Consider the following 22,563-nt stretch of genomic DNA (forward strand, 5'->3'; position numbering starts at 1 on the left):
TTACTTGCAGGTGATGGTGGCGTCGGCGAAGTCGGCGTGGTCGGAGGTGGCGTTGTCGCCGCCGTTGGTCGCGACCAGCCGGACGAATCGGGCACCCTCGATGGGCGCGGTCACCTTGCGCGCCGGCATGGCGCCGGTGAGCAGGCCGGAGTACGCGACCCGGCCCCCGTCGGCCCAGACCTCGAACCCGGCCGACCCGGCCGCGCCGACCTCGTCGTCGATCCCGGCCTGGAATTCGACCGCCGTGCACCGCCCGCCGGCGTAGAACTCGATGTCGGCGGGGGCGTGCGTACCCAGGCCCTTGGCGTAGGTGACGCCCTCGATCGTGAGGGGCCGGCCGTCGCCCGCCGCCCGCTCGCCGTTGCTGGTGTCCTTCTCCACGGGGCCGAAGTAGTTCGTGGCGCGGGTCCAGGCCAGGTCGCTCAGGTACGTGCGGCCTGATCCGGGGGCCTTGGCCACGAGGACGACGGCGGTCGCGGTCCGGTCGCCGTAGCGGAAGGTCACCTCGTACGTGCCCGGTGCCGGCGCGGTGACGGCCCACGTGACGGTGAAGCTCTCGCCGCCGTCCAGCCGGGACGTGCGGGCCGGGGTGCGGGCCTCGACCCGCCAGCCCTCGGGCGCCTGGGCCGTCACCTCGACGTCGCGCAGCCGGGCGGTGGCCCCGGTGTTGGTGACCCGGGTGACGAGCTCGCCGGTGACGCCGGGCTCCAGCGTGGAGGGGCGGTCGTCGCCGAGGAAGCGCGGCGGGTCGGCCTCGAACGTCACGACGGGCGGCGCCTGCTCCCGGCTCTCGCTCACCCGGTAGAGCAGCGCGGCGTGCGCGGGCACCTGCGCGGCCAGCTCGTCCGTCGTGGAGGTGACGGCGCCGCTCCACAGGTCCTCGACCCGGTGCCGGCCGCCGAGCCGGGTGGAGACGACGGCCGCGCGGTCGCTCTCGTTGAACAGCGCGACGGCCCGGTCGCCGCCCGCCAGCGGCTTGGCCAGCACGTGGTACCAGCCGTCGGATTCGACGAGCGTGCCGTGCGCGCCCAGCGGGTCCTGGTCCACGGCGATCACCTTGGGGTTGGCGACGACCGAGGCGGGCGCCTGCGCCGGGGCGGCCTGGAGGATCAGCGGGGCCGCGCCCATCGCCCACAGCGTGAACTGGGTGCGGTACTCCGTCTCGGTCATGCCGCCGCGCCCGGCCTGGATCAGGTCGGGGTCGGCCCAGCTGCCCCGGCCGGCGTACTCGGCCCTGAGCTGGTTGGTCTCCCAGAGATCGACCATGGTCGCGTAGGAGTCGGCGATGGGCCGGTTGTAGACGTTGGTGCGCCAGGTGGTGGCGCCGGCGTCCTTGCCCCACAGCCACGGCACGGTGCTGCCGTCCTCGTTGTTCATGGCGAAGACGACGTCGGGGCCGAGCGCCTGCCGCATGGGCGGGTAGAGGGCCTGGGCGATCTGCTGCACGTTCTTGCCGGGGAAGTCGGCCGTGGGGATGGAGCACCAGTCGTACTTGACGTAGTCCACGCCCCACGCCCTGACCTGGGCGGCGTCGGCGGCCTCGCTCTTGTACGAGCCGGGCCCGCCGCCGGAGCACGCCTTCGTGCCGGCCGAGAGGCTGAGGCCGAGCTTCAGCCCCTTGCCGTGCACGTAGCCGGCCAGCGCGGCGATGCCGCCGGGGAAGCGGGCGGCGTCGGGGGCCAGGGCGCCGCCCGCGCGCTGCGCGGCCAGCCAGCAGTCGTCGATGATGACGTAGCGGTAGCCGAGCGGGGCGAGGGGGGCGAGGGCGTCGGCGGCCTGGCGTACCGACTGCTCGGAGACCGAGCAGCCGAGCGAGCGGCTGCTCCAGCCCATCGGCGGGGTGGTGGCCGCCTCGGCGGCGCTGGGCAGGGGTAAGAAGGGCAGGCTGAGGAGGGCCGCCGCGGCGGCGGCCTTGATCGTGCGCATGGGGGTCCTGTCAGGCGGGGTTGAGCGTGGGGCTGCCGGGCTCGATGACGAAGGAGCCGGAGGTGTAGGCGGGCGCGTACGGCTCGGTGACGCGCGACAGCGAGCGGAAGTCGACCTTCATCTCCTGGTCGGTGATCCGGGTGCGCACGTAGCCGCGGCGGCCGTTGAAGAACTTCACGTGCGGGTTCTCATCCAGCAGGATCTGCGTGTTGGGGTACTCGTCCAGGCCGTTGCCCGCGCTGGTGACCGACGTGGTGACCAGCTCGACGGCGACCGGCTTCGACTCGGGGTCGCGGTAGTCGCGCTTGACCTCGCCCGCCCAGTGGGAGTGCACGTCGCCGGTGAGCACCACCGCGTTGCGCTTGTAGGTGTCGATGGCGGCGGTCAGGCGGTCGCGGGAGGCGACGTAGCCGTCCCAGCCCTCGTTGGAGTAGCCCTTGCCCTCGCCGTTGGTCCAGTCCATCTCCATGAAGAAGACCTGCTGGCCGAGCAGGTCCCAGGTGGCGCGGGAGCGCTTGAGCCGGTCGTCCAGCCACGCCTCCTGCTCCTGGCCGAGCATGGTGCGGTTGGGCTCGAAGCGCTGCACGCAGTCGGGGCCGACCGTGCCGCTCTTGCCGGTGCAGGCGTACAGGTCGCGGTACTGGCGGGTGTCGAGCAGGTGCAGGTTGGCGACCGTGCCCCAGCGGATGCTGCGGTACAGCTTGAGCGCCGCCCCGTCCGGCTTCTGCGCGCGGCGCAGCGGCATGTTCTCGTAGTACGCCTGGAACGCCGCGGCCCGGCGGGCGAGGAACGGCGGGTCGGGCTGCTCGGGCACGTCCCCGGCCCAGGCGTTCTCGATGTCGTGGTCGTCCCAGACCACGACCCAGGGGGCGATGGCGTGCGCGAGCTGCGACTCCGGGTCGGCCTTGTGCTGGGCGTGGCGCAGGCGGTAGCCGGCCAGGTCCAGGCACTCGCCGCCGGCCTGGTCGCGGACGGGGTACTTGTAGTCGCCGTACTCGTAGATGTAGTCGCCGAGGAAGGCGATCAGGTCGGGCTGGTCCTCGGCCATCCTGCGGTACGGGGTGAACCAGCCGGTCTGGTAGTCGGCGCAGGAGGTGAACGACAGGTTCAGCGCCCTGCTCCGGGTGCCGGGGGCGGGCGCGGTGAGGGTGCGGCCGACGGGGCTGATCTCGCCCTCGGCCTTGAACCGGTAGAAGTACTCCGCGCCGGGCTCCAGGCCCTCCAGCTCGACGTGCACGCTGTGGGCCGCGTCGCGGCCGGCCACCTCCGTGCCGCGCCGGACGACGTGCCGGAAGTTCTCGTCCTTGGCGAGCTGCCACTGGACGGGGACGGGCCGCTCCGGCATGCCGCCGAAGCCGTCGAGCGCGATCGGGTCCATGGCGAGGCGGGTCCAGAGCACCACGCCGTCGTGCGTGGGCTCACCCGAGGCGACGCCGAGCTGGAAGGGGTCGGACAGAGGGGCGCGCCGGGCCGCCGCGCGCACGGGGGTGGCCCCCAGTGCGGCGGACAGGCCCAGGCTGGCGCCCCCGGCGAACAGTGAACGCCGGGTGATCATGGGGGTCCTTACTTGACGGTGGCGTTGCCTTCGGCGACAGCCTGGTCCGCGGCTGCTTTCGGAGAGAGTTCACCGAGATACATCTCGTTGAAGATCTGGTTAAGCTTCGTCTCGAAGCCGGTGAAACCCGTGGTGATCGGCAGCGGGAAGGTCGTCCCCTCCGCCTCCTCGGCGAACGGCGTCACGTCGACGTTCTTCGCCTTCCAGTAGTCCACGTAGCCCTGCGACAGGCCGTTGAGCGCGGGGAAGACGTAGCCGCCGTCGGCCATCATCTTCTGCGGCTCCTGCGTGCCGAGGTACTGCGCCAGCTTCATGGCCTCCTCGGGGTGGTCGCTCTTGGCGTAGACGGCCTCGGCCAGGCCGTTGAGGTTGACCGCGCGGCCCGCCGGGCCCTCCGGCATCATGGCCACCCCCACCTCGAACGACGACTCGGGGGCCACGAACGGCAGCAGCGCGTTGTTGGCGGGGAACATCGCGATCTTGCCTGCCTTGAACATGTCGGTGACCTTGCCGGTCGGCGGGTTCGTCTGCGTGGCGGGCGGCGACACGTGGTGCTTGTTAACCAGGTCCACGCCGAACTGCAGGGCCTGCACGGAGGCCGGGTCGTTGAAGGTGTACTTGCCGAACGGCTTGTCGACCAGCTTGCCGCCGTTGGAGGCGACCCAGTTCATCCACTGGGTCTGGTAGTGGTTCCACGAGGCGAAGCCGTACGTCTTGACCTTGGCCGCGTCGAACCCGGGCTCGTCGGGGTGCTTGCCGGCCTCGTCCACGGTGAGCTTGCGCGCCGTGTCGAGCAGCGTGCCGCTGCCGTCGGCGGCCCAGGTCAGCTTGTCCGGCATCTCCACGCCGGCCTGCTTGAACAGGTCCTTGTTGTAGAGCAGGCCGACGATGCCCCAGTCCTTCGGGACGCCGTACAGCTTGCCCTCATAGGTGAACGAGCCCACCACGGTCTGGTGGTACTTCGCGGTGTCCACCTGCACGGGCGCCAGCACGCCCTTGGTCACGTACTCGGGGAACTGGGTGGGCGTCATCCAGAACACGTCCGGCGCCGTGCCCGCCACCGCGTCCGCGGTGAGCTTCGTCCAGTACTGGTCGTACGGGAGCAGCTCGATCTCCACGTCGATGCCCGGGTTGGCCTTCTCGAAGGCCGCCATCACCTTCTCGTAGCCGGCCTTCTGCTGGTCGTCCCAGAGCCGGTACGTCAGCGTGACCTTCTCCGCGCCGCCGCCGCCACCTGAACCGCAGGCGGTCAGGGCGAGCAGGGCGGCGGTGAGCAGCGCGCAGCGAATCGGGGGGTTCTTCATCATCCGCTGACCTCATTTACTTGAGGCCGGTGAGGACCACCGACCTGACGATGTACTTCTGGAAGAAGACGAAGACGGCCACCATGGGCACCAGCGCGATCAGGCTGCCGGCCATCATGAGGTGGTAGTCCACCCCGATGCCGTCCTTGAGCGTGGCGATGGCCACGGTGATGACCTTGGTGTCGTCGCCGCTGGTGATGATCAGCGGCCACAGGAAGCTGTTCCACGACGAGATCACCGTGATGATGGCCAGGGTGCCGAGGGCCGGGCGGCACAGCGGCAGCATGACGCGCAGGAGGATCGTCAGCGGCCCCGCCCCGTCGATCCTGGCGGCCTCCTCCAGCCCGGCGGGCAGGCCCTTGAAGAACTGCCGCATGAGGAAGATGCCGTAGGGGGTGCCGAGCACGTACGGGGCGAGCAGGCCCCACCACGTGTTGACCAGGTCCAACTCGCGCATGATCAGGAACAACGGGATCATCGTGACCGCGCTCGGCACCATCATGGTGGCCACGAACAGCCAGAACAGCACGTCCCTGCCGCGGAAGCGCAGCCGCGCGAAGGCGTAGGCGGCGAACGTGGTGAACACGAGCTGCCCCGCCGTCAGCAGCGCGGTCATCACGGCGGTGTTGAGCACGAAGCGGGGGAAGTCGCCGGCGAGCATGTCGGCGACGTTGCGGCCGGTCGGCGGCCAGCCCGGCAGCCACGGCGCGGTGGAGGTGAGCTGCGCCTGCGTCTTGAACGCGGTCAGCAGCACCAGCAGGTAGGGGAAGACGGAGACGAACGCGCCCACGGCGAGCGCGGCGTACAGCAGGATGCGCTTGGTCATGGACGCCTCAGCTCAGGTCGTAGGTGGTGCGCTTGCCGAAGAACCTGACCTGCGCCACCGTGACCAGGAAGATGATCAGGAAGAGGAGCGTGGAGAGGGTGGCGGCGTAGCCGAAGTCGAACTGCTTGAACGCGGTCTCGAAGATGCGGAAGTTGAGCACCTCCGTGCTGTGGCCCGGGCCGCCGTTCGTCATCGCGTACACGGTGTCGAACACCTGGAACGCGCCGATGAGGTTCGTCACCGTGACGAAGAACATCGTGGGGTTGAGCAGCGGCAGCGTCACCCTCCAGAAGCGCTGCGCCGGGGTGGCGCCGTCGATGGCGGCCGCGTCGTGCAGCTCCTTCGGGATGCCCTGCAGCCCCGCCAGGAAGAACAGCATGTTGTAGCCCGTGTGCTGCCAGACGCTGACCAGCGCGACGGCGGGCAGCGCCCAGCTCGGGTCGGACAGCCAGTCCGGGCCCGTGACGCCGACCAGCTCCAGCGCGCGGTTGATCGCGCCGTCACGCGGGTCGAAGATCCAGTTCCAGACGAGGGCGAGGACGATCGGCGTGGCCATCCACGGCACCACGAACAGCGAGCGGTAGAACCGCACGCCCTTGATCCGCCGGTCGAGCAGCACCGCCAGGCCCAGCGCGAGCACGGTCTGCAGCGGGATGCACAGCAGCACGTACGCGACGGTGACCCACAGCGAGTGCCACGTCTCCCCGTCGGAGGCCAGGCGCCGGTAGTTCTCCAGGCCGACGAACTCGGGGGCCGACAGCAGCTCCCAGTCGAACAGGCTCAGCACCAGCACGATGACCATGGGCAGCAGCAGGAACGCCACGACGCCGAACAGGCTCGGCGCGACGAACAGGTAGGCGTGCAACCCGCCCCCGCGCCTGGCCGGACGGGCCGGCTCTCGTACCAGGGCGCGAGCCTTCGCGGTGTGGCTGGTCATGACGGCTCCGTCGCCGTCGGCACCATGAGCCGCCTGGTCGTCTCCAGGCCCCACGCGTCGAGCGCCGCGATCGGGTCGCTCGACCCGCGCAGCCCGCCGGTGCCCTCGATGTGCGCCGCCCACTCCTCGCGGGCCTCCACCTCGGGCCGCGCCATGATGCAGTCGGGGTCGTTGACCCACCAGCGGGCGTGCAGGAACTCGCGGGCCGCGCCGGTGAGCCGGGCGCCGAGCTGGGAGGGCTGGCTGATGTCGCCGGACTTGGGATACAGGGTGGGGGCGATGTCGGGGCTGACCCGCATGATGTCGACCAGGCCGATGCTGGGCAGCATCGGCGCGCCGCAGCCGTGCAGCGTGGCGCCGGGGCCGGCGCCCCGCCGGATGAGCTCCAGGCCCAGCCGGTACGCGGCGATCGGGTCCATGTCCTCGTGCCGCCGGCCCGCCAGCGCCCCGGCATAGATGAAGTCGAGCTTGAAGTGGCTGATGCCCATCGCGGCGAGGGTCCGGAAGACGTGCACCAGGTGCTCGGCCGCCTCCGGGTGGGTGACGTCGAGCACGGCCAGGTCCTGGTCCCACATGTGGCCCGCGTACGCGCCGCCGACCAGCCAGTCGGGGTGCTCGCGGAAGATCCGGCTGCGGTGCCCGACCAGGAACGGCGCGGTCCAGATGCCCGCCCGGTGCCCGGCGCCGGTCACGGCGTCCACGGCCCGCGCCAGCGAGCCGAACTCGGGCCTGATCTCCAGCCAGTCGCCGATCTCGGCCTCGTAGCCGTCGTCGATGAGGAACATGTCGGCGCCCAGGCCGTGCTTGTGCGACAGCTCCAGGTTCTCGATCACGTCGGCGTCGGTGACCTTGCCCCAGTAGCCGTACCAGGTGCACCACATGGGCGGGACGGCGGGGAAGGCGCGCGGCCCGACCGTACTGCCGGCCGTGCTGCCGGTCGTGCTGCCGGCCGTGCTGCCGGCCATGCTGTCGGCCCAGTCGCGCAACGCCCGCCCGAGCCCGTGCTCCGAGCGATGGTGGCGCACGGGGCCGTCGGCGGAGACGACCAGGCGGCCCTTGTCCTCCCTGACCCGGATCGAGGGCACCGTGAGCGGGTCCGGCGCGGACCACAGCTCGACGGAGCCGTCGCCCGGCTCGATCGCCAGCAGCCCCTCGCCCTGGAAGACGCCGTCGGGGACGGGCGTCTCGGGGCGGTAGGCGAGCACCTGGATCGTCTCGGTGGCCGGCCGGGGCGGGGCGTCGGTCCAGCGGTAGCGGCCCGAAGGGCTCCAGGACTGCCAGCCATGCTCGAACACCCGCGCCTCGTGGGGGTGGCACCTGACCTCGCCGACGTCCGAGAACGGCATCAGTCCCTCATTTCCTGTCCTGACTTACGAAGGAGCGCTTCATTAGTAGCACCGGGACTCTTGAGGGGTCAACGCCCGATTTTTTACGCTCTGCTGACTCTCGCGGCGGCGACTGGCCGCCCGCCTGCCGCTGGCATAATGTCTTGTTACAGAGGACACCTACATTAAGGACGGCGATGGCGGACCTACGCGGCGGCGACCTGTCCCGGCTGCGCCAGCTCAACTCGCTGACCGCCATCCGCGAGCTGCGCGGATCCGGGCCGCTCACCCTGTCGGCGCTGGCCGAGCGCACGGGCCTGTCCCGGCCGTCCATGAAAGAGGTCACCGACGAGCTCATGGCGCTGGGCTGGGTGGAGGAGGTCCCGCCCAGCCAGGGCACCATGGGCCGGCCCGCCCGCCGCTACCGCTTCCGCGCCGACAGCGGCCACCTGGTGGGCGTCGACATAGGGGGTCACAACATCCGCGCCGCCCTGTCCGACCTCGACGGCCGCATCCTCGCCGAGACCCGGCAGCCGGTCCTGCCCGGCGCCCCGCTCGCCGAGCGGCTGGCCGCCATCGAACGGGCCGTCTCCGGCTGCCTGGCGCTCAGCCGGACGAGCGTCGAGCAGGTGTGGCTGATCTCGGTCGGCACCGTCGGCACCATCGACGTCGAGGGCCGCGTCATCTACTCCGCCGCCGTCCCCGCCTGGCGCGACCTCGACCTCGCCGGCGCGCTGCGCGAGGTGTTCCCCTGCCAGGTGCTCATCGAGAACGACAGCCGCCTGGCGGCCATGGCCGAGACCAGGCGCGGCGTCGCCAAGGGCGCGCGCGACGTGGTGTTCCTGCACGTCGGCAGGCGCATGGGCGCCGGCCTCATCATCGGCGGCAAGGTGCACCGCGGCTTCGGCGCCGCCGCCGGCGAGATCTCCATGCTGCCCGAAGCCCGCTGGTTCGACGCGCCCGAGCACCTCAACACGTGCGCGTGCGTCCCCGAGGGCACGCCGCCCCATGACGCGGCCGGCTACACGCTCGCCGCCGCCCGCGACGGCGACCCGGTCGCGATCGAGGCGGTCGAGCGCTACGTCGACGACCTCGCCGTGGGCGCCGCCGCGATGGTGCTCATCATGGACCCGCAGATGGTGGTGCTCGGCGGCGGCTTCTCCCGCTCCGCCGACGTGCTGCTCGACCGGCTCCGCGAACGGCTGGAGCGGCGCTGCATGCGGCTGCCGGAGGTGCGCGCCTCCACGCTGGGCGACGAGTGCGTGGTCGTCGGCGCCATCGACTACGCCGTCGAGCACCTGGACGAGCAGCTCTTCACCCCCGACAGGGGCCCGCTCCCCGTCACCCGCTGACCGGCGGCACCGGCTCGCCGGCGGTCACCCGCAGACGGGCGCGGTAGTCGCGGGGCGGCAGGCCGTACTCCTTCCTGAAGGCCCGGCTGAAGTGGAACGGGCTGACGAACCCCGAGGCCGCCGCCACCTGCCCGACGTCCAGATCCGTCACCTCCAGCAGGCTCGCCGCGTGCCGCACCCGCGCCCGGCGCACCGCCCGCATCGGCGTCTGCCCGGTCACCGCCGCGAACAGGTGGGCGAAGCGGGAGGGCGAGAGCGCGACGGCGCGGGCGAGCGTGGCGACCGAGTGCGGCGCGCCCGGCTCCGCAGCGATGAGCGCCAGAGCCCGGCGGACCCGCTCGTCCCCCTCCTCCCGCCGGCCCTCGCCCTGGCCCTCACCCCGGCCTTCACGCCCGGCGGTCGCGGTGGCCAGCACCAGCACCTCCTCCACCGCTCCCATCACCAGCTCCCGCGCCGCCCCGCCGACCACCACCGCCGGCACCCGCGCCGCCTCCATCGGCCCGCCCTCCTGCGGTGCGTGCGGGGTCCAGCGCGCGTCCCGCACCGCCCGCAGGAACGCCTGCGCGATCCGCTCGTGCACCGCCCCCGGCACGCCCGCCACCAGGTGGGACCCGCCGCCCTTCGCGAACGGCGCCAGCCACGCCGCCCACGACGCCCTCGGCTGGAAGTGCACCCACCAGAACCGCCACCGCCCCGCCTCCGGCCGTACCCGGTAACGCTGGGCCACCCCCGATCCCAGCACCGCCAGGTCCCCCGCCCCCACCCGGAACGCGGCCCCGCCCTGCTCGACGAGCCCCTCCCCCGCCTCCGTCCACATCAGCAGCCAGCTCGGCGAGCCCCCGGCACGCCGCGTCCCGTAGCCGGCCTCCTTGTCGTAGTGGCCCACGATCATCAGCTCGGCAGCAGGAACAGACAGGTCCTCAGCGGTCACAGGCATACCGTCGCACGAAAGCGCTCCTTAGCGTTGGAGACATGAGGCTCAACGACTTCCACGATCAGGGGTACGTGCTCGTGCCCGGTCTCCTCGCCCCCGAAGAGGTGGCCGAGCTGCGCGACGAGTTCATGGCGCTGCACGCCCGGGGCCCAATCCCCGGCCACTTCACGCCGCAGCCGCAGGAGCCCGGGCAGCCGTACGACATCCTGCGCGACTACCCCCGCATCATGCACCCCCACCAGGTGAACGACGTCGCCCTGCGCTACCTGCTCGACCAGCGCATCGGGGCGATACTCCGCGACCTCCTGGGCGAGGAGCCGATAGCAGCCCAGAGCATGTTCTACTTCAAGCCGCCGGGCGCCAGGGGCCAGGCGCTGCACCAGGACAACTTCTACCTCCGCGTCGAGCCCGGCACCTGCGTGGCCGCCTGGGTGGCGCTCGACCGGGTGGACCGCGCCAACGGCGGCCTGGAGGTCGTCCCCGGCACCCACCTCATGGACCTGTTCTGCCCGGAGGAGGCCGACGAGGGCGTCTCGTTCACCCGCGAGTACGTGCCGCCGCCGCCCGGCCTGGAGAAGGTCCCCGTGGACATGAACCCGGGCGACGTGCTCTTCTTCAACGGCAGCCTCGTGCACGGCTCGGAGCCGAACAGCACCTCCGACCGCTTCCGCCGCAGCTTCATCTGCCACTACGTGGGCCGCTCGGCCGAGCGCATCGCCGAGTACTACCCCACGCTCACCATGTCGGGCGAGCCCGTGCGGCTCGAACCTGCGGTGGGCGGCGGCCCCTGCGGCACGGAGATCACGGGCCCGCACTAGGAGACGCCCGCACTCACCCGCCGGAGATGTCGGACTCGGCGTCTCCGTCCGGTATGGGGCAGTCCCACGGGTCGTCCAGCCACCCGTCGGGAAGCAGCACCTTGGACCGCTCACCCGACTTGCCCCGCGGCGTGTCGGTGTTGGGCGGCCACGGCTGGTCGTGCTCCAGCTTGGCGAGCCCGGCCCGCAGCCCGTCGAGCGACTCGGCCGTGGCCAGCTCCCGCCGCAGCTCACTGCCGACCGTGAACCCCTTCAGGTACCAGCCGACGTGCTTGCGGAAGTCGGCCACGGCGTAACGCTCGATGTCGAAGCACGCGGTCAGCCCCTCGGCGTGCCTGGCCATCGCCTCGGCCACCTCGCCGAGGGTCGGCCGGGCCCGCTCGGGGCTGCCGTTGAAGGCGTTCTCCAGATCCTTGAACAACCACGGCCGCCCCAGGCACCCGCGCCCGACCACCACCCCGTCGCAGCCGGTGCGCGCCACCATCCGCAGCGCGTCGTCGGCGCTCCAGATGTCGCCGTTGCCCAGCACGGGGATCTCGGGCACGGCCTCCTTCAGCCGGGCGATGGCCTCCCAGTCGGCCACGCCGCCGTAGTGCTGCTTGGCGGTGCGGGCGTGCAGCGCGATCGCCGCGACCCCCTCCTCGACGGCGATCCGGCCGGCGTCGAGATAGGTCAGGTGGTCGTCGTCGATGCCCTTGCGCATCTTCATCGTCACGGGCAGCGGCCCGGCGTTCGCGACCGCCTCGCGCAGGATGCGGCGCAGCAGGTTCCGCTTGTACGGCAGCGCCGACCCGCCCCCGCGCCTGGTCACCTTGGGCACCGGGCAGCCGAAGTTGAGGTCGATGTGGTCGGCGAGATCCTCCTCGGCGATCATCCTCGCCGCCCGGCCGACCGTGACCGGGTCCACCCCGTAGAGCTGGATGCTCCTCGGACGCTCCGACTCGTCGAACCTGATCATCCGCATCGTCTTCGGATTGCGCTCGACGAGGCCCCTGGTCGTGATCATCTCGCACACGAACAGCCCGGCGCCCTGCTCGCGGCAGAGCACCCGGAACGGGGCGTTCGTGATGCCCGCCATCGGCGCCAGCACCACCGGCGGCCACACCTCAATCGGCCCAATCTTCACTCCGCCAGTTGTAGCGCAGGTCAGGCCGCAACCGGTATTCGCGGATAGTCTGTGATCGGCATCTACGGGTTGAGGGGGAATGGATGCTTCTTCGCGTACGCGTGGCACTGCCCGATCGGCCGGGCTCCCTGGCGCAGGTCACCAAGGTGCTCGGCGCGGCGGGCGCCGACATCACGCAGGTGACGGTCCTCGACCGCGGCGCGGGCCGGGCCGTCGACGACATCACCGTCTTCTGCCCCGACAGCACGCCCAGGCAGGCGCTGCGCAAGAGCCTGGAGAGCGTCGAGGGCGTGACGGTCGAAGGCGTCTGGACCACGCGCGAGGCACCGGGCACGTACCCGGAGCTGGAGATACTCAAGTACATCACCACGGCCGGCGACCGGGCGCTGACCACGCTCATCGACTCGCTGCCCGTCCTGTTCAGCGCCGACTGGGCGGCCACCGCCGCCGAGGGCCGCGTCGTCTACGCGAGCTGGCGCGCCCCGCACGACCTCGTCCTGCCCGGCGAGGTGCCCGCCCGCCCCGCGGCCCTCACCCAGCACGACGGCCCGCACCTCATCCACGCCCCGCTCCCGCCGCTGGCCCTGTCCCTCCTGCTCGCCCGCTCCGAGGGCCCCGCCTTCCACCGCATCGAGGTGCACCGCCTCACGAGGATCCTGGAGATCTTCCTCAGCCTCCCCGCCACCGAACGCAGCATCGCCCGCCAGCTCCGCAAGGAGCCCCGGTAGAGCCCACGAGTAAGCATCCGGTCCAGAAACGCGCTATTGTTAACCACGCAGCAACGCAAATGCGGCGCGGAAGTGGCTCAGTGGTAGAGCATCACCTTGCCAAGGTGAGGGTCGCGGGTTCGAATCCCGTCTTCCGCTCGGAGAGGGTTTGACTCGGTGGCGTGGCCGAGAGGCGAGGCAGCGGCCTGCAAAGCCGTCCACACGGGTTCAAATCCCGTCGCCACCTCCAAGGACGATTAGCTCAGCGGGAGAGCGCTTCCCTGACACGGAAGAGGTCACTGGTTCAATCCCAGTATCGTCCACCATCTCGCGATCAGCCCCAGCTCTTACGAGCCTGGGGCTTTTTCGCGCCCGGCGACCGCAGCGTCCCCTTTGGCGGGCGTTTGCCCCGCTCTGGCGCGCGTTTGCCCCGCTCTGGCGCGCGTTCACCTTGGCGGGGGTTTGCCCCGGTGTGCGTACGTCTTGATCGGCACCCAGCCTGCGCGCGTTCACCCTCCCTCGCACCCTCCCTCGCACCCGCCTTGGGCGCGCGTCCGTTTGGGGTGCGCGTCCGGGGCGCGACCCGCCTTTAATGGTCGCGCGTTCGCCGCTTCCGCCTGTTAGCGTTACCGCTGAGGGGGTGAGCCGCGGTGCGATCCAAACCGGGCAGACCTGCGGTGCTCATGGACGTCGCCGTGCTCGCCGGCGTGTCCACCATGACCGTCTCGCGCGTGCTCAACACGCCCGACCTCGTACGCGCCGAGACCAGGGCCCGCGTGCTGGCCGCCGTCCGCGAGCTCGACTACCGGCCCAACCAGGCCGCCCGCCAGCTCGTCACCGGCCGCTCCGGCGTGCTCGGCGTCGTCAGCATCGACACCACCCTGTACGGCCCCGCCTCCACCCTCTACTGCATCGAGCAGGCCGCCCGGCACGCCGGCTACAACGTCAGCATCGCCAGCCTCAGCTCGCTCAACCGCCGGTCGATGGAGGAGGGCGTGCAGCGGCTGCGCACCCAGGCGGTCGACGGCGTGATCATCGTCGCGCCCCACGAGTCGGCCGCCGACGGGCTACGGCACCTGCCGCCCGAGATGCCCGTCGTCGCGGTGGACGCCGGCGACGACATCCCCGTCCCCGTCGCCAAGGTCGACCAGCGGGCCGGCGCCGCCCGCGTCACCCGCCACCTGCTCAGCCTCGGCCACCGCACCGTGTGGCACGTGGCGGGGCCCGCCGACTGGCTCGACGCCAACGGCCGCATCGAGGGGTGGCGGGGCGTGCTGGAGGCGGCCGGGCGGCCCGTGCCCGACGTGCTGCGCGGCGACTGGAGCGCCCGCTCCGGCTACCGGCTCGGCCGCGACCTCGCCGCCGACCCCGAGGTCACCGCCGTGTTCGTGGCCAACGACCAGATGGCGCTCGGCGTCCTGCGCGCGCTGCGGGAGGCGGGGCGGCGGGTCCCCGAGGACGTGAGCGTGACGGGCTTCGACGACATCCCGGAGTCCGCGTACTTCTGGCCGCCGTTGACGACCGTCCGCCAGGACTTCGGCGAGGTCGGGCGGCACGCCTTCCACATGCTGCTGGACCGCATGGCGGGGGCCGAGCCGGAGCCGCGGCGGCTGGTCGAGCCGGAGCTCGTCGTCCGCGAAAGCACCGGCACCGCCCCCTGAGCCTCCGCCCCTGAGGTCGCCGTCCGGGGTCATGTCCCACCTCCACCGGGCCCCTCTTCGGCACATCACGCGCGTCGCGGCCGTGGCGCTCGCTTCGCCGCGCGCCATCGCACGTGCCACCGGCCCTGCCTTCGGTGCGCATGCGGCACGGACCCGGCCTTCGCCGCTCCCCCACCCCGAGGGCGCGGCGGGCCAGAGGCGGGGGTCAGCCCAGGCGGATCACGTTCCACGACACCGGGGGGAGCAGGACGCGGAGCGGGTCGGGTTCCACGTCCGGGTTCGGGCGCGGCGTGATCCGGGTGGGGTCGTCGGCCGTGTTGCGGGCGTAGACGTCCGGGTCGGTCAGGGTGGTGGCCTCGACGATGCGGACGCCGCCGAGCGCCCGGGCGTCGATCTCCAGCGACAGCGGCTCGTCGGCCGACCGGTTGACGGCGAACAGGGTCGTGCCTGAGGTGGCCGAGTGGGTGGCGACGGCGTGCAGCAGGGGCACCTCGCCGTACACCTTCGTCTCGTACAGGGGTGAGTCGGGTTCGACGCGCAGCACGTCGCCGGCGGCGTGCCGGGAGGCTTGAGCGAACGGGTGGAAGGTGGTCTGGCGCCAGGCCCGCCCGCCGGGCTCGGTCATGATGGGCGCGATGACGTTGACGAGCTGGGCGAGGGACGCGGCGGTGACGCGGTCGCTGTTGCGCAGCAGCGTGATCAGCAGCCCGCCGAAGGTGACGGCGTCGGCGAGGTGGTAGTGGTCCTCCAGGAGCGGGGGCGCGACCGGCCAGTCCTGGGGGGTGCCGGCGTCCTGGAAGCGGGAGATGTACCAGACGTTCCACTCGTCGAACGAGATGTTGATCTTCTTGCGGGACTTGAGCCGGGCCCCGACGTGGTCGGCGGTGGCGATGACGGAGGAGATGAAGTACTCCATGTCGGTGGAGCTGGCCAGGAAGCTGCCGAGGTCGCCGTCCTTCTCCTCGTAGTAGGCGTGGCAGGAGATGTAGTCGACCAGGTCGTAGGTCTCCTCCAGCACCTCGGCCTCCCACGAGCCGAACGTGGGCATGCTGGAGCTGGAGCTGCCGCACGCGACGAGCTCCAGCTTCGGGTCCACCATGCGCATGGCGCGGGCGGTCTCGGCGACGAGGCGGCCGTACTCGCGGGCGGTCTTGTGGCCGGTCTGCCAGGGGCCGTCCATCTCGTTGCCCAGGCACCACATCCTGATGTCGTGCGGTTCCTTGGCGCCGTTGGCGATCCGCAGGTCGGACAGCGTGGTGCCGGAGGGGTGGTTGGCGTATTCGAGCAGGTCGAGGGCTTCGGCGATGCCGCGGGTGCCGAGGTTGACGGCCATCATGGGCTCGACGCCGGCCTTGCGGCACCAGCGGACGAACTCGTCGACGCCGACCTCGTTCGTCTCGGTGCTGTGCCAGGCCAGGTCGAGGCGGCGGGGGCGGCCGGCGACGGGGCCGATGCCGTCCTCCCAGCGGTAGCCGGAGACGAAGTTGCCGCCGGGGTAGCGGACGGTGGAGACGCCGAGCTCTCTGGTGAGGTCGAGGACGTCGCGGCGGAAGCCGTCCGCGTCGGCGGTGGGGTGGCCGGGCTCGTAGATGCCGGTGTAGACGCAGCGCCCGAGGTGCTCGACGAACGTGCCGAAGGTGCGCCTGCTGACGGGGGCGACCTTGAAGGCGGGGTCGAGGGTGAGCTTGGCCTGGTGCACGGGGGCGACTCCCTGTTTCTCGGGCGTTACGTGGTCCCGATTGTTAGCGTTATCACCGGACGGGGTCAAGAGGGCAGGGGTCGCCGCAACCGGTTGCGGGACGGCCCTTGACAGGCTGCTTGTTACCGCTAACACTCGGGTAACCCCACAGAAACATCGGGGTCCACGCGGCGGTCCCCGCGACCCGGACGCCCGCCCACGCCTGCCTCCGCACCGCTTGCGAGAGGCCCATTCACGGCTGTCCTGAACCTCCGGATGTTAGCGAGAACATGGCCAAGCGAAAGGGCTTGGTGAAGGAAGAGGCCCCAGTGCACGGTCCCCCCGACATCACCCGCCGGCACCTTCTCGGCGGCAGCCTCGCCCTGCTCGGCGCCGCCGCCACGGGGTGCGCGATCCCCGTGGGCTTCGGCTCGTCCCAGACCCGCGTGCGGTACTGGCACTTCCTCGGCGCCAGCGACGGCATCATCATGAACAAGATGGTCCAGGCGTTCGCCAAGGACACCCCCGACGTCTTCGTCGAGGAGAACGTGCTCGCCTGGGGCGAGCCGTACTACACCAAGATCGCCATGGCCGGCTCCGGCGGGCGCTCCCCCGACCTGGCCACCTTCCACCTAGCCCGGCTGGCCGGCATCGGCGCGGGCCGCATCCTCGACCCGATCAACGTCAAGCTGCTGGAGGAGGTCGGCCTCAAGGCCGCCGACTTCAGCCCGCCCATCTGGGAGCGGGCGCACCTCGACGGCGTGCTGTACGCCATCCCGTTCGACGCCCACCCGATGGTGCTCTACTACAACACCGACATCTGCCGGAAGGCCGGGCTGCTCGGCCCCGACGGCAAGCTCGTCCCCACCAAGGGCGTGGACGAGCTCATCGCCCAGCTCACCAAGGCCAAGGACGCCATGGGCGGCAAGCCGCCGCTCGCCTTCGACGCGCTCGGCCTCGGCACCGTCGGCCCGTGGCGGGTGTGGCAGACCCTGTACGCGCAGAGCGGCGGCACGCTGCTGTCGGACGACGGCACCAGGATCACCATCGACGACGCCAAGGCGCTGGAGGCGCTGCGGCTGATGCGGCGGCTCGGCCAGGAAGGGCTGTGCGACTGGCGCACCGACTACGGCGCCTCCGTCGCCAACTTCACCAACGGCCAGGCGGCGTTCCTGTGGAACGGCGACTGGGAGACCACCGGGCTGAAGGAACGCAAGACGCCCTTCAGCATGACCCGCTTCCCCAACGTGTTCGGCACCGGCGCGGCGCAGGCCGACTGCCACTCCTTCGTGCTGCCCCACCAGCGCAACCGGGACCCGGAGGTGGAGCGGGCCACGTACCGGTTCATCGCCTACCTCGTCAAGAACAGCGCCGACTGGGCGGTGGCCGGGCACGTGCCCGCGTACCTGCCCGCGCTGGAGGAGCCCGAGTACCTCGCGTTGCAGCCGCAGTCCGAGTACCGCTCGGTGATCACCGAGGTGGCGCTCGACCCGCAGGTGTGGTTCGCCGGCTCGGCCTCGCGGATGTGGATCGAGTTCGGTGAGGCGTTCTCGCCGATCATCGGCGGCACCCGCACGCCCGAGGAGGGCCTGGCCGCCGCCAAGGCCGCGCTGTCCCGCCTGCTCGCCGCCCCGAACCCCTTCCCTGACGAGGAGCGCGCATGACAACGACCGTCGCGGCGCCCGCGACCGCCGCCCCCGTCGCCACGCCCAAGGTCCGGCGCGGCTGGACGCAGCACGGGATGGTGTTCGTGGCGCCGTTCCTGCTGATCTACGTGGCCTTCCTGGTCTGGCCGACCCTGCTCGGCTTCCAGATGAGCCTGTCGAGCGTGAACATCGCCGGCGGCAACAACCACTTCGTCGGCTTCGGCAACTACCTTGAGGCGTTCGGCGACCCGCGCATGTGGCGCTCGCTGTGGAACACGCTGGTCTTCACGGTGCTGAGCACGGTGCCGCTGGTGTTCCTCGGGCTGGTGTTCGCGCTGCTGGTGCACAACCTGCGGTTCATGCAGTGGCTGTGGCGGCTGTCGTTCTTCGGCCCGTTCCTGCTGCCGTCGGCGGTCGTGTCGATCCTGTGGCTGCAGATGATCTACCCGGCCGGCTACGGCCTGATCAACGGCACGCTCGGCACCGACGTGCTGTGGCTGGGCGACCCGTCCGTGGCGATGTGGTCGATGGTGCTGACCACCGTCTGGTGGACGGTCGGCTTCAACTTCCTGCTCTACCTGGCCGCCCTGCAGTCGATCCCGCAGCACCTGTACGAGGCCGCCGCCATCGACGGCGCCACCGCCTGGGACAAGCTGCGCTCCATCACCCTGCCGCTGCTGGGCCGCACCACGGCGCTGATCGTGGTGCTGCAACTGGTGGCCTCGCTGAAGGTGTTCGACCAGATCTACCTGATGACCGGCGGCGGCCCGCAGGACGCCACCCGCCCGATCATCGAGTACGCCTACGACGTCGGCTTCACCGGCTACCGCACCGGTTACGCCTCGGCCGTGTCGTACATCCTGTTCGCCCTGATCGTCATCGTCTCCCTGGCGCAGCTCCGGCTGTTCCGCAAGCGCGAGGAGGTCGCGTCATGACCAAGCGGTTCAGCTGGGGCCAGGTCGTCCTGCTGGTGATCGCCCTGGCGCTGGCGGCCGTCTGGCTCGCCCCGATCCTGTGGGCGGTGGCCACCTCGGTGAAGCCCGAGACCGAGACCACCAAGATCCCGCTGCAGTGGTTCGGCAGCGAGATCACCTTCGACGCGTACGCGCTGGTGCTCGGGACCGGAGGCATCGTCAAGTGGGCGATCAACTCGACCGTCACGGCCGTCATCGTCACGTTCCTGACCGTGCTGTTCTCGGCGATGGCGGCGTACGGGTTCGCGCGCACCCAGTTCAGGGGCCAGCGGGCGCTGCTGGCGCTGATCCTGGCCGGGATCATGGTGCCGCCGCAGGTACTGATCGCGCCGCTGTTCGCGGAGATGGTCGCGCTCGGGCTGGTGGACACGTGGTGGGCGATCATCCTGCCGCAGGTGGCGGCGCCGCTGATCGTCTACATCCTGGTGAAGTTCTTCCAGGACGTGCCGCCGGAGCTGGAGCAGGCCGCCTTCGTGGACGGCGCCGGGCGGTGGCGGGTCTTCTTCACCATCGTGCTGCCCTTGTCGCGCCCGGTGCTGGCCGCCGTGTCGATCTTCACGTTCATCACGACCTGGAACAACTTCCTGTGGCCGTTCCTCGTCTCGACCGACCCGAACACGATGACGCTGCCGGTCGGGCTGGCGAACGTGGTGCAGGGGACGTTCGGCCTGCGGTACGCGCAGATCATGGCGTCGGTGGTGCTGGCCGGGCTGCCGCTGCTCGTCGTGTTCGTGATGTTCCAGCGGCAGATCGTGCGGGGCGTGGCCCACACCGGGCTGGCCGGCCAGTGACCGCCGCGCGCGTCAGTCCTGGTGGACGAGCAGGACGAACGTGCGGGCGTACGACAGGCCGGTGGCCGGGCGAGGCCAGCTGAGCGCCGCCAGCGCCCGCGAGCCCGCCTCGTGCCGGGCGCCGTTGACGCGGATCTCGGCCGTCTCGGTGCCGTCGCCGCCGCCGAAGAACGCCTTGACCCCCACCAGGTGCTCGCGTTCGAGGGTGCCCTTGAGCGCGGGCGCCAGGTGCGGCAGCAGGACGTGCTGCACCGCCCACCCCTGCACCGCGTCGTGCTCGTCGCCGGTGCCCCAGCCGACGATGCCGCCGTGGACGGCGTGCCAGCCGGGGAAGCCGTCGGGGTCGTCGGGGGCGAAGTGGGCGGCGCGCGAGCCGTCCTGGACGAGGAGCTCCAGCAGGGCGACGCCGGTCGTGCCGAGCCACATCGTGATCGCCCGGTCGAGGGACTCCTCGATGGTGGCGCCGTAGCCGGTCACGCAGTCGGAGATCGTGGTGTCGTGCGGGCGGTCGACGTTCAGCACGAAGTCGAGGTCGAGGTGGGCGGGGCTGCCGGTGTGGTCGGGGCCTAGCCGGACGGCGAGCGTGCCGGGGCCTTTGGCCAGGCCGTCGCGGACCTGCCAGGGTTGTCCCATGGCTGCGCTCAGGTGCTCGGCCACCATGCCGAGCACCACCTCGTCCGCCGGCCGTACACCGTCCATGCCGCCACCCCTCACCTCGTCCCCTGTAAGGCTACCGTTGTTGATCATGTGGTGGGGGTGGTGCGCCCGGCCGGTCGTTGCCAGGGAACTGCCAGGAACGCGAGGTAGTCTGCCTCGGCATGAACTGGCCCTGCGATCCCGTTCCCGCCGGCCCGCGCGGCCGTCCGGGCACCACCGCCGGTCACGACCGCCGTCCAGGCCGCACGCCGTGAAGATCCGCTACCTCATGCTGCACGCCTACGGCATGGGCGGCACCATCCGCACGGTGGTCAACCAGGCGAACGCGATGGCCGCCGCCGGCCACGACGTCGAGCTGGTCAGCCTGGTACGGCGGCGCGAGCACCCCCAGTTCGTCCTGGACCCCCGGATCACCCTGACCACGCTGGTCGACCAGCGCGGCGGCCGGCAGCCGGACTCGATCGCGCGCAAGGCGTGGCGCCGGGTGCGCGGGAAGGTCGTGCCGCGCGGCGAGTTCGCCGCCGACTACTTCACCGAGCGGGTCGAATGGGCGGCCATGGAGTACGTGTCGGGCCTGCGGGACGGCATCCTGGTCACCACCCGGCCCGCGCTGAACCTGATCTCCGCCCGCCGTACCCCCAAGACGGTCATCCGCGTCGCCCAGGAGCACATGAACCTGTCGGCCTACCCCGACACCATCCGCAGGGAGATCGCCCGCCACTACGGCCGCTTCGACGCGATCACCGTGCTGACCCGCACGAACCGCCTGGAGTACCAGCGGCTGCTGCCCGGCACCCCGATCGTGCAGATCCCGAACGCCGTGCACAAGGCCGAGCAGGAGCCGTCCCGGCAGGTGAACCCCGTCGTGATCGCCGCCGGGCGGCTGGTGCCGCAGAAGGGGTTCGACCTGCTGATCCAGGCGTTCGCGCAGGTCGTGCCCGAGCATCCGGAGTGGCGGCTGCGCATCTTCGGTACGGGGCCGCGCAAGGGGCAGCTCGCCGGGCTTGTCGAGCAGTACGGGCTGGGCGGGCACGTGTCGCTGCCCGGACGGACCGACCGGCTGGACAAGGAGCTGACCGCCGCCTCCGTGTACGCGCTCAGCTCCCGCTTCGAGGGCCTGCCCATGGTGATGATCGAGGCGATGACGCACGCGCTGCCCGTCGTCGCCTTCGACTGCCCGACCGGGCCCAAGGACGTTCTGACCGACGGGGTGGACGGGGTGCTGGTGCCGCCCAGAGACGTGGACGCGCTGGCCGCCGCGCTCAACCGGATCATCGCCGACCGGGACCTGCGGGTGCGCATGGGGCGGGCGGCGCGGCGGACGTCCCGGGCGTACGCGCCGGAGCACGTGATGCCGCTGTGGGAGGACCTGTTCGCGGAGCTGGCGGCGGGCGAACGCATCGCCGACGACTTCTGGCCCGGCCGCTGAAGGTCACCTTCGGGCCCGGCCGTTGACGGTCACCGGAAGCTCTCGCGGATCTTGGGGCTCCTGGCTAGGCTCGGTGATCCACGCATCCCCTTTCGCGCCGTAACGGAGTCGCCGTGACGACCGAGTTCGACACCTCCAAGCCCTCCCCCGCCCGGATCTACGACTACATCCTGGGCGGCAAGGACAACTTCGCCGCCGACCGGGCCTACGCCGACCAGGTCATGCAGGTGTTCCCCGAGGGAGGCGAGCTGGCCTGGGCCAACCGGCGGTTCATGTGGCGGTCCGTACGCCACTGCGCCGGGCAGGTGGACCAGATCGTGGACATCGGCACCGGCATCCCCACCGCCCCGAACGTCGCCGAGGTGGCGGCCCGGGTCAACCCGGACGCGGTCGTGGTCGGCGTCGACAACGACCCCGTCGTGCTCTCCCACAGCCGGGCCCTGGTAGAGGGCGGCGGCGTGCACATCGTGCCCGGGGACGTACGCGAGCCCGAGCGCGTCATGGCCGACCTCGGCGGGATCGTGGACTGGTCGCGCCCGGTGGCGCTGGTGCTCATCGCGGTGCTGCACTTCGTCTCCGAGGAGGAGGACCCGCACCGCGTGGTCGCCGCCTTCCGCGAGCGGATGGTGCCGGGGAGCCTGCTGGTGCTGTCGCACGCGACGTTCGAGGGGGTGAGCGAGGCGACGCTGGAGCGGATCAGGGCGGTGAACGCGAACGCGCCCGTGCCGCTGCGGCTGCGGGCCGTCGCGGAGATCGAGTCGCTGTTCAAGGGCACGGAGCTGATCGAGCCGGGGCTCGTGGACGTGCACGAGTGGCGCCCTGACGACGACTCGGGCCGCCGGATCGACCTGCGGGTGGTGGGCGGCGTGGGCCGGATCGTCTGACGCTTCCGGAAAAGATTTACGCTTGCCGATTCC

The 22,563-nt window shown here is 71.4% G+C and carries 19 protein-coding genes and 3 tRNA genes; 12 read left to right on the plus strand and 10 right to left on the minus strand.

Features of this window, described 5'->3' with window-relative positions:
• Genes HCN51_RS38965 through HCN51_RS38990 form a run of 6 tightly spaced genes read right to left on the minus strand, consistent with a single transcriptional unit; the run spans nucleotide 1 to nucleotide 7,894 of the window.
• Nucleotides 1–1,926 carry an NPCBM/NEW2 domain-containing protein gene (locus tag HCN51_RS38965; protein WP_168017028.1) on the minus strand — a complete coding sequence of 642 codons (1,926 nt, stop codon included), beginning with the start codon at nucleotides 1,924–1,926 and terminating at the stop codon, nucleotides 1–3.
• Nucleotides 1,927–1,936: 10 nt separating this feature from the next.
• Nucleotides 1,937–3,481, minus strand: coding sequence for an alkaline phosphatase D family protein (locus HCN51_RS38970; RefSeq protein ID WP_168017030.1), 1,545 nt, complete (start codon nucleotides 3,479–3,481; stop codon nucleotides 1,937–1,939).
• 8 nt (nucleotides 3,482–3,489) lie between these two features.
• Nucleotides 3,490–4,788 (minus strand): ABC transporter substrate-binding protein, encoded by a 1,299-nt coding sequence (locus HCN51_RS38975; RefSeq protein ID WP_168017032.1) that lies wholly within the window; start codon nucleotides 4,786–4,788, stop codon nucleotides 3,490–3,492.
• Nucleotides 4,789–4,801: 13 nt separating this feature from the next.
• On the minus strand, nucleotides 4,802–5,611 hold the full coding sequence (locus HCN51_RS38980) for a carbohydrate ABC transporter permease (protein ID WP_080036826.1): 810 nt from the start codon (nucleotides 5,609–5,611) through the stop codon (nucleotides 4,802–4,804).
• A 7-nt stretch (nucleotides 5,612–5,618) separates the two neighbouring features.
• Nucleotides 5,619–6,548 carry a carbohydrate ABC transporter permease gene (locus tag HCN51_RS38985; protein WP_080036825.1) on the minus strand — a complete coding sequence of 310 codons (930 nt, stop codon included), beginning with the start codon at nucleotides 6,546–6,548 and terminating at the stop codon, nucleotides 5,619–5,621.
• Complete coding sequence (locus HCN51_RS38990) at nucleotides 6,545–7,894, minus strand: glycoside hydrolase family 36 protein (protein WP_168017034.1); 1,350 nt, start codon at nucleotides 7,892–7,894, stop codon at nucleotides 6,545–6,547. The genes HCN51_RS38985 and HCN51_RS38990 overlap by 4 nt, the downstream gene beginning before the upstream one ends.
• A gap of 176 nt (nucleotides 7,895–8,070) precedes the next feature.
• Here HCN51_RS38990 and HCN51_RS38995 point away from each other — a divergent pair, with 176 nt between their 5' ends.
• Nucleotides 8,071–9,225 carry an ROK family transcriptional regulator gene (locus tag HCN51_RS38995; protein WP_168017036.1) on the plus strand — a complete coding sequence of 385 codons (1,155 nt, stop codon included), beginning with the start codon at nucleotides 8,071–8,073 and terminating at the stop codon, nucleotides 9,223–9,225.
• Here HCN51_RS38995 and HCN51_RS39000 read toward each other — a convergent pair.
• Nucleotides 9,215–10,156: a helix-turn-helix domain-containing protein gene (locus tag HCN51_RS39000; RefSeq protein ID WP_206068387.1), complete on the minus strand. Its 942-nt coding sequence runs from the start codon at nucleotides 10,154–10,156 to the stop codon at nucleotides 9,215–9,217. The genes HCN51_RS38995 and HCN51_RS39000 overlap by 11 nt on opposite strands.
• 41 nt (nucleotides 10,157–10,197) lie before the next feature.
• Between HCN51_RS39000 and HCN51_RS39005 the strand changes: the two genes are divergently transcribed.
• Nucleotides 10,198–10,977 (plus strand): phytanoyl-CoA dioxygenase family protein, encoded by a 780-nt coding sequence (locus HCN51_RS39005; RefSeq protein ID WP_168017038.1) that lies wholly within the window; start codon nucleotides 10,198–10,200, stop codon nucleotides 10,975–10,977.
• Nucleotides 10,978–10,990: 13 nt separating this feature from the next.
• On the opposite strand, the gene dusB is transcribed toward HCN51_RS39005, so the two are convergent.
• Complete coding sequence (dusB, locus tag HCN51_RS39010) at nucleotides 10,991–12,103, minus strand: tRNA dihydrouridine synthase DusB (RefSeq protein ID WP_346433949.1); 1,113 nt, start codon at nucleotides 12,101–12,103, stop codon at nucleotides 10,991–10,993.
• Nucleotides 12,104–12,186: 83 nt separating this feature from the next.
• Between dusB and HCN51_RS39015 the strand changes: the two genes are divergently transcribed.
• From HCN51_RS39015 to HCN51_RS39035, 5 genes are all read left to right on the plus strand, one after another.
• On the plus strand, nucleotides 12,187–12,831 hold the full coding sequence (locus tag HCN51_RS39015) for an ACT domain-containing protein (protein WP_168017040.1): 645 nt from the start codon (nucleotides 12,187–12,189) through the stop codon (nucleotides 12,829–12,831).
• 66 nt (nucleotides 12,832–12,897) lie between these two features.
• Nucleotides 12,898–12,969 (plus strand) — tRNA-Gly (locus HCN51_RS39020).
• 17 nt (nucleotides 12,970–12,986) lie between these two features.
• A tRNA-Cys gene (locus tag HCN51_RS39025) sits at nucleotides 12,987–13,060 on the plus strand.
• Between the two features lies 1 nt (nucleotide 13,061).
• Nucleotides 13,062–13,136: transfer RNA gene (locus HCN51_RS39030), tRNA-Val, on the plus strand.
• 324 nt (nucleotides 13,137–13,460) lie between these two features.
• Nucleotides 13,461–14,471, plus strand: coding sequence for a LacI family DNA-binding transcriptional regulator (locus HCN51_RS39035; protein ID WP_346433950.1), 1,011 nt, complete (start codon nucleotides 13,461–13,463; stop codon nucleotides 14,469–14,471).
• Nucleotides 14,472–14,676: 205 nt separating this feature from the next.
• Here the strand turns inward: HCN51_RS39035 and arfA are convergent, their stop codons facing one another.
• Nucleotides 14,677–16,170: an arabinosylfuranosidase ArfA gene (arfA, locus tag HCN51_RS39040; protein WP_168017042.1), complete on the minus strand. Its 1,494-nt coding sequence runs from the start codon at nucleotides 16,168–16,170 to the stop codon at nucleotides 14,677–14,679.
• Nucleotides 16,171–16,478: 308 nt separating this feature from the next.
• Here arfA and HCN51_RS39045 point away from each other — a divergent pair, with 308 nt between their 5' ends.
• Genes HCN51_RS39045 through HCN51_RS39055 form a run of 3 tightly spaced genes read left to right on the plus strand, consistent with a single transcriptional unit; the run spans nucleotide 16,479 to nucleotide 19,560 of the window.
• Entirely contained in the window at nucleotides 16,479–17,813 is a 1,335-nt protein-coding gene (locus tag HCN51_RS39045; protein ID WP_346433951.1) for an extracellular solute-binding protein, read from the plus strand.
• The gene (locus HCN51_RS39050) at nucleotides 17,810–18,730 is read left to right on the plus strand and encodes a carbohydrate ABC transporter permease (RefSeq protein WP_168017046.1); all 921 of its coding nucleotides are present in this window, start codon (nucleotides 17,810–17,812) and stop codon (nucleotides 18,728–18,730) included. Before HCN51_RS39045 ends, HCN51_RS39050 begins: the two co-directional genes overlap by 4 nt.
• Nucleotides 18,727–19,560, plus strand: coding sequence for a carbohydrate ABC transporter permease (locus tag HCN51_RS39055; RefSeq protein ID WP_080036819.1), 834 nt, complete (start codon nucleotides 18,727–18,729; stop codon nucleotides 19,558–19,560). The genes HCN51_RS39050 and HCN51_RS39055 overlap by 4 nt, the downstream gene beginning before the upstream one ends.
• Nucleotides 19,561–19,572: 12 nt before the next feature.
• On the opposite strand, the gene HCN51_RS39060 is transcribed toward HCN51_RS39055, so the two are convergent.
• Nucleotides 19,573–20,259 carry a DUF6348 family protein gene (locus HCN51_RS39060; RefSeq protein ID WP_168017048.1) on the minus strand — a complete coding sequence of 229 codons (687 nt, stop codon included), beginning with the start codon at nucleotides 20,257–20,259 and terminating at the stop codon, nucleotides 19,573–19,575.
• 208 nt (nucleotides 20,260–20,467) lie between these two features.
• On the opposite strand from HCN51_RS39060, the gene HCN51_RS39065 reads away from it, so the two are divergent.
• A complete protein-coding gene (locus tag HCN51_RS39065) occupies nucleotides 20,468–21,646 on the plus strand; it encodes a glycosyltransferase (protein ID WP_168017050.1) in 1,179 nt (392 codons plus the stop codon).
• A gap of 113 nt (nucleotides 21,647–21,759) precedes the next feature.
• Complete coding sequence (locus HCN51_RS39070) at nucleotides 21,760–22,530, plus strand: SAM-dependent methyltransferase (protein WP_168017052.1); 771 nt, start codon at nucleotides 21,760–21,762, stop codon at nucleotides 22,528–22,530.
• Nucleotides 22,531–22,563 lie beyond the last annotated feature (33 nt).

It is taken from the genome of Nonomuraea composti, assembly GCF_012034275.1.
Classification (GTDB): Bacteria; Actinomycetota; Actinomycetes; order Streptosporangiales; family Streptosporangiaceae; genus Nonomuraea; species Nonomuraea composti.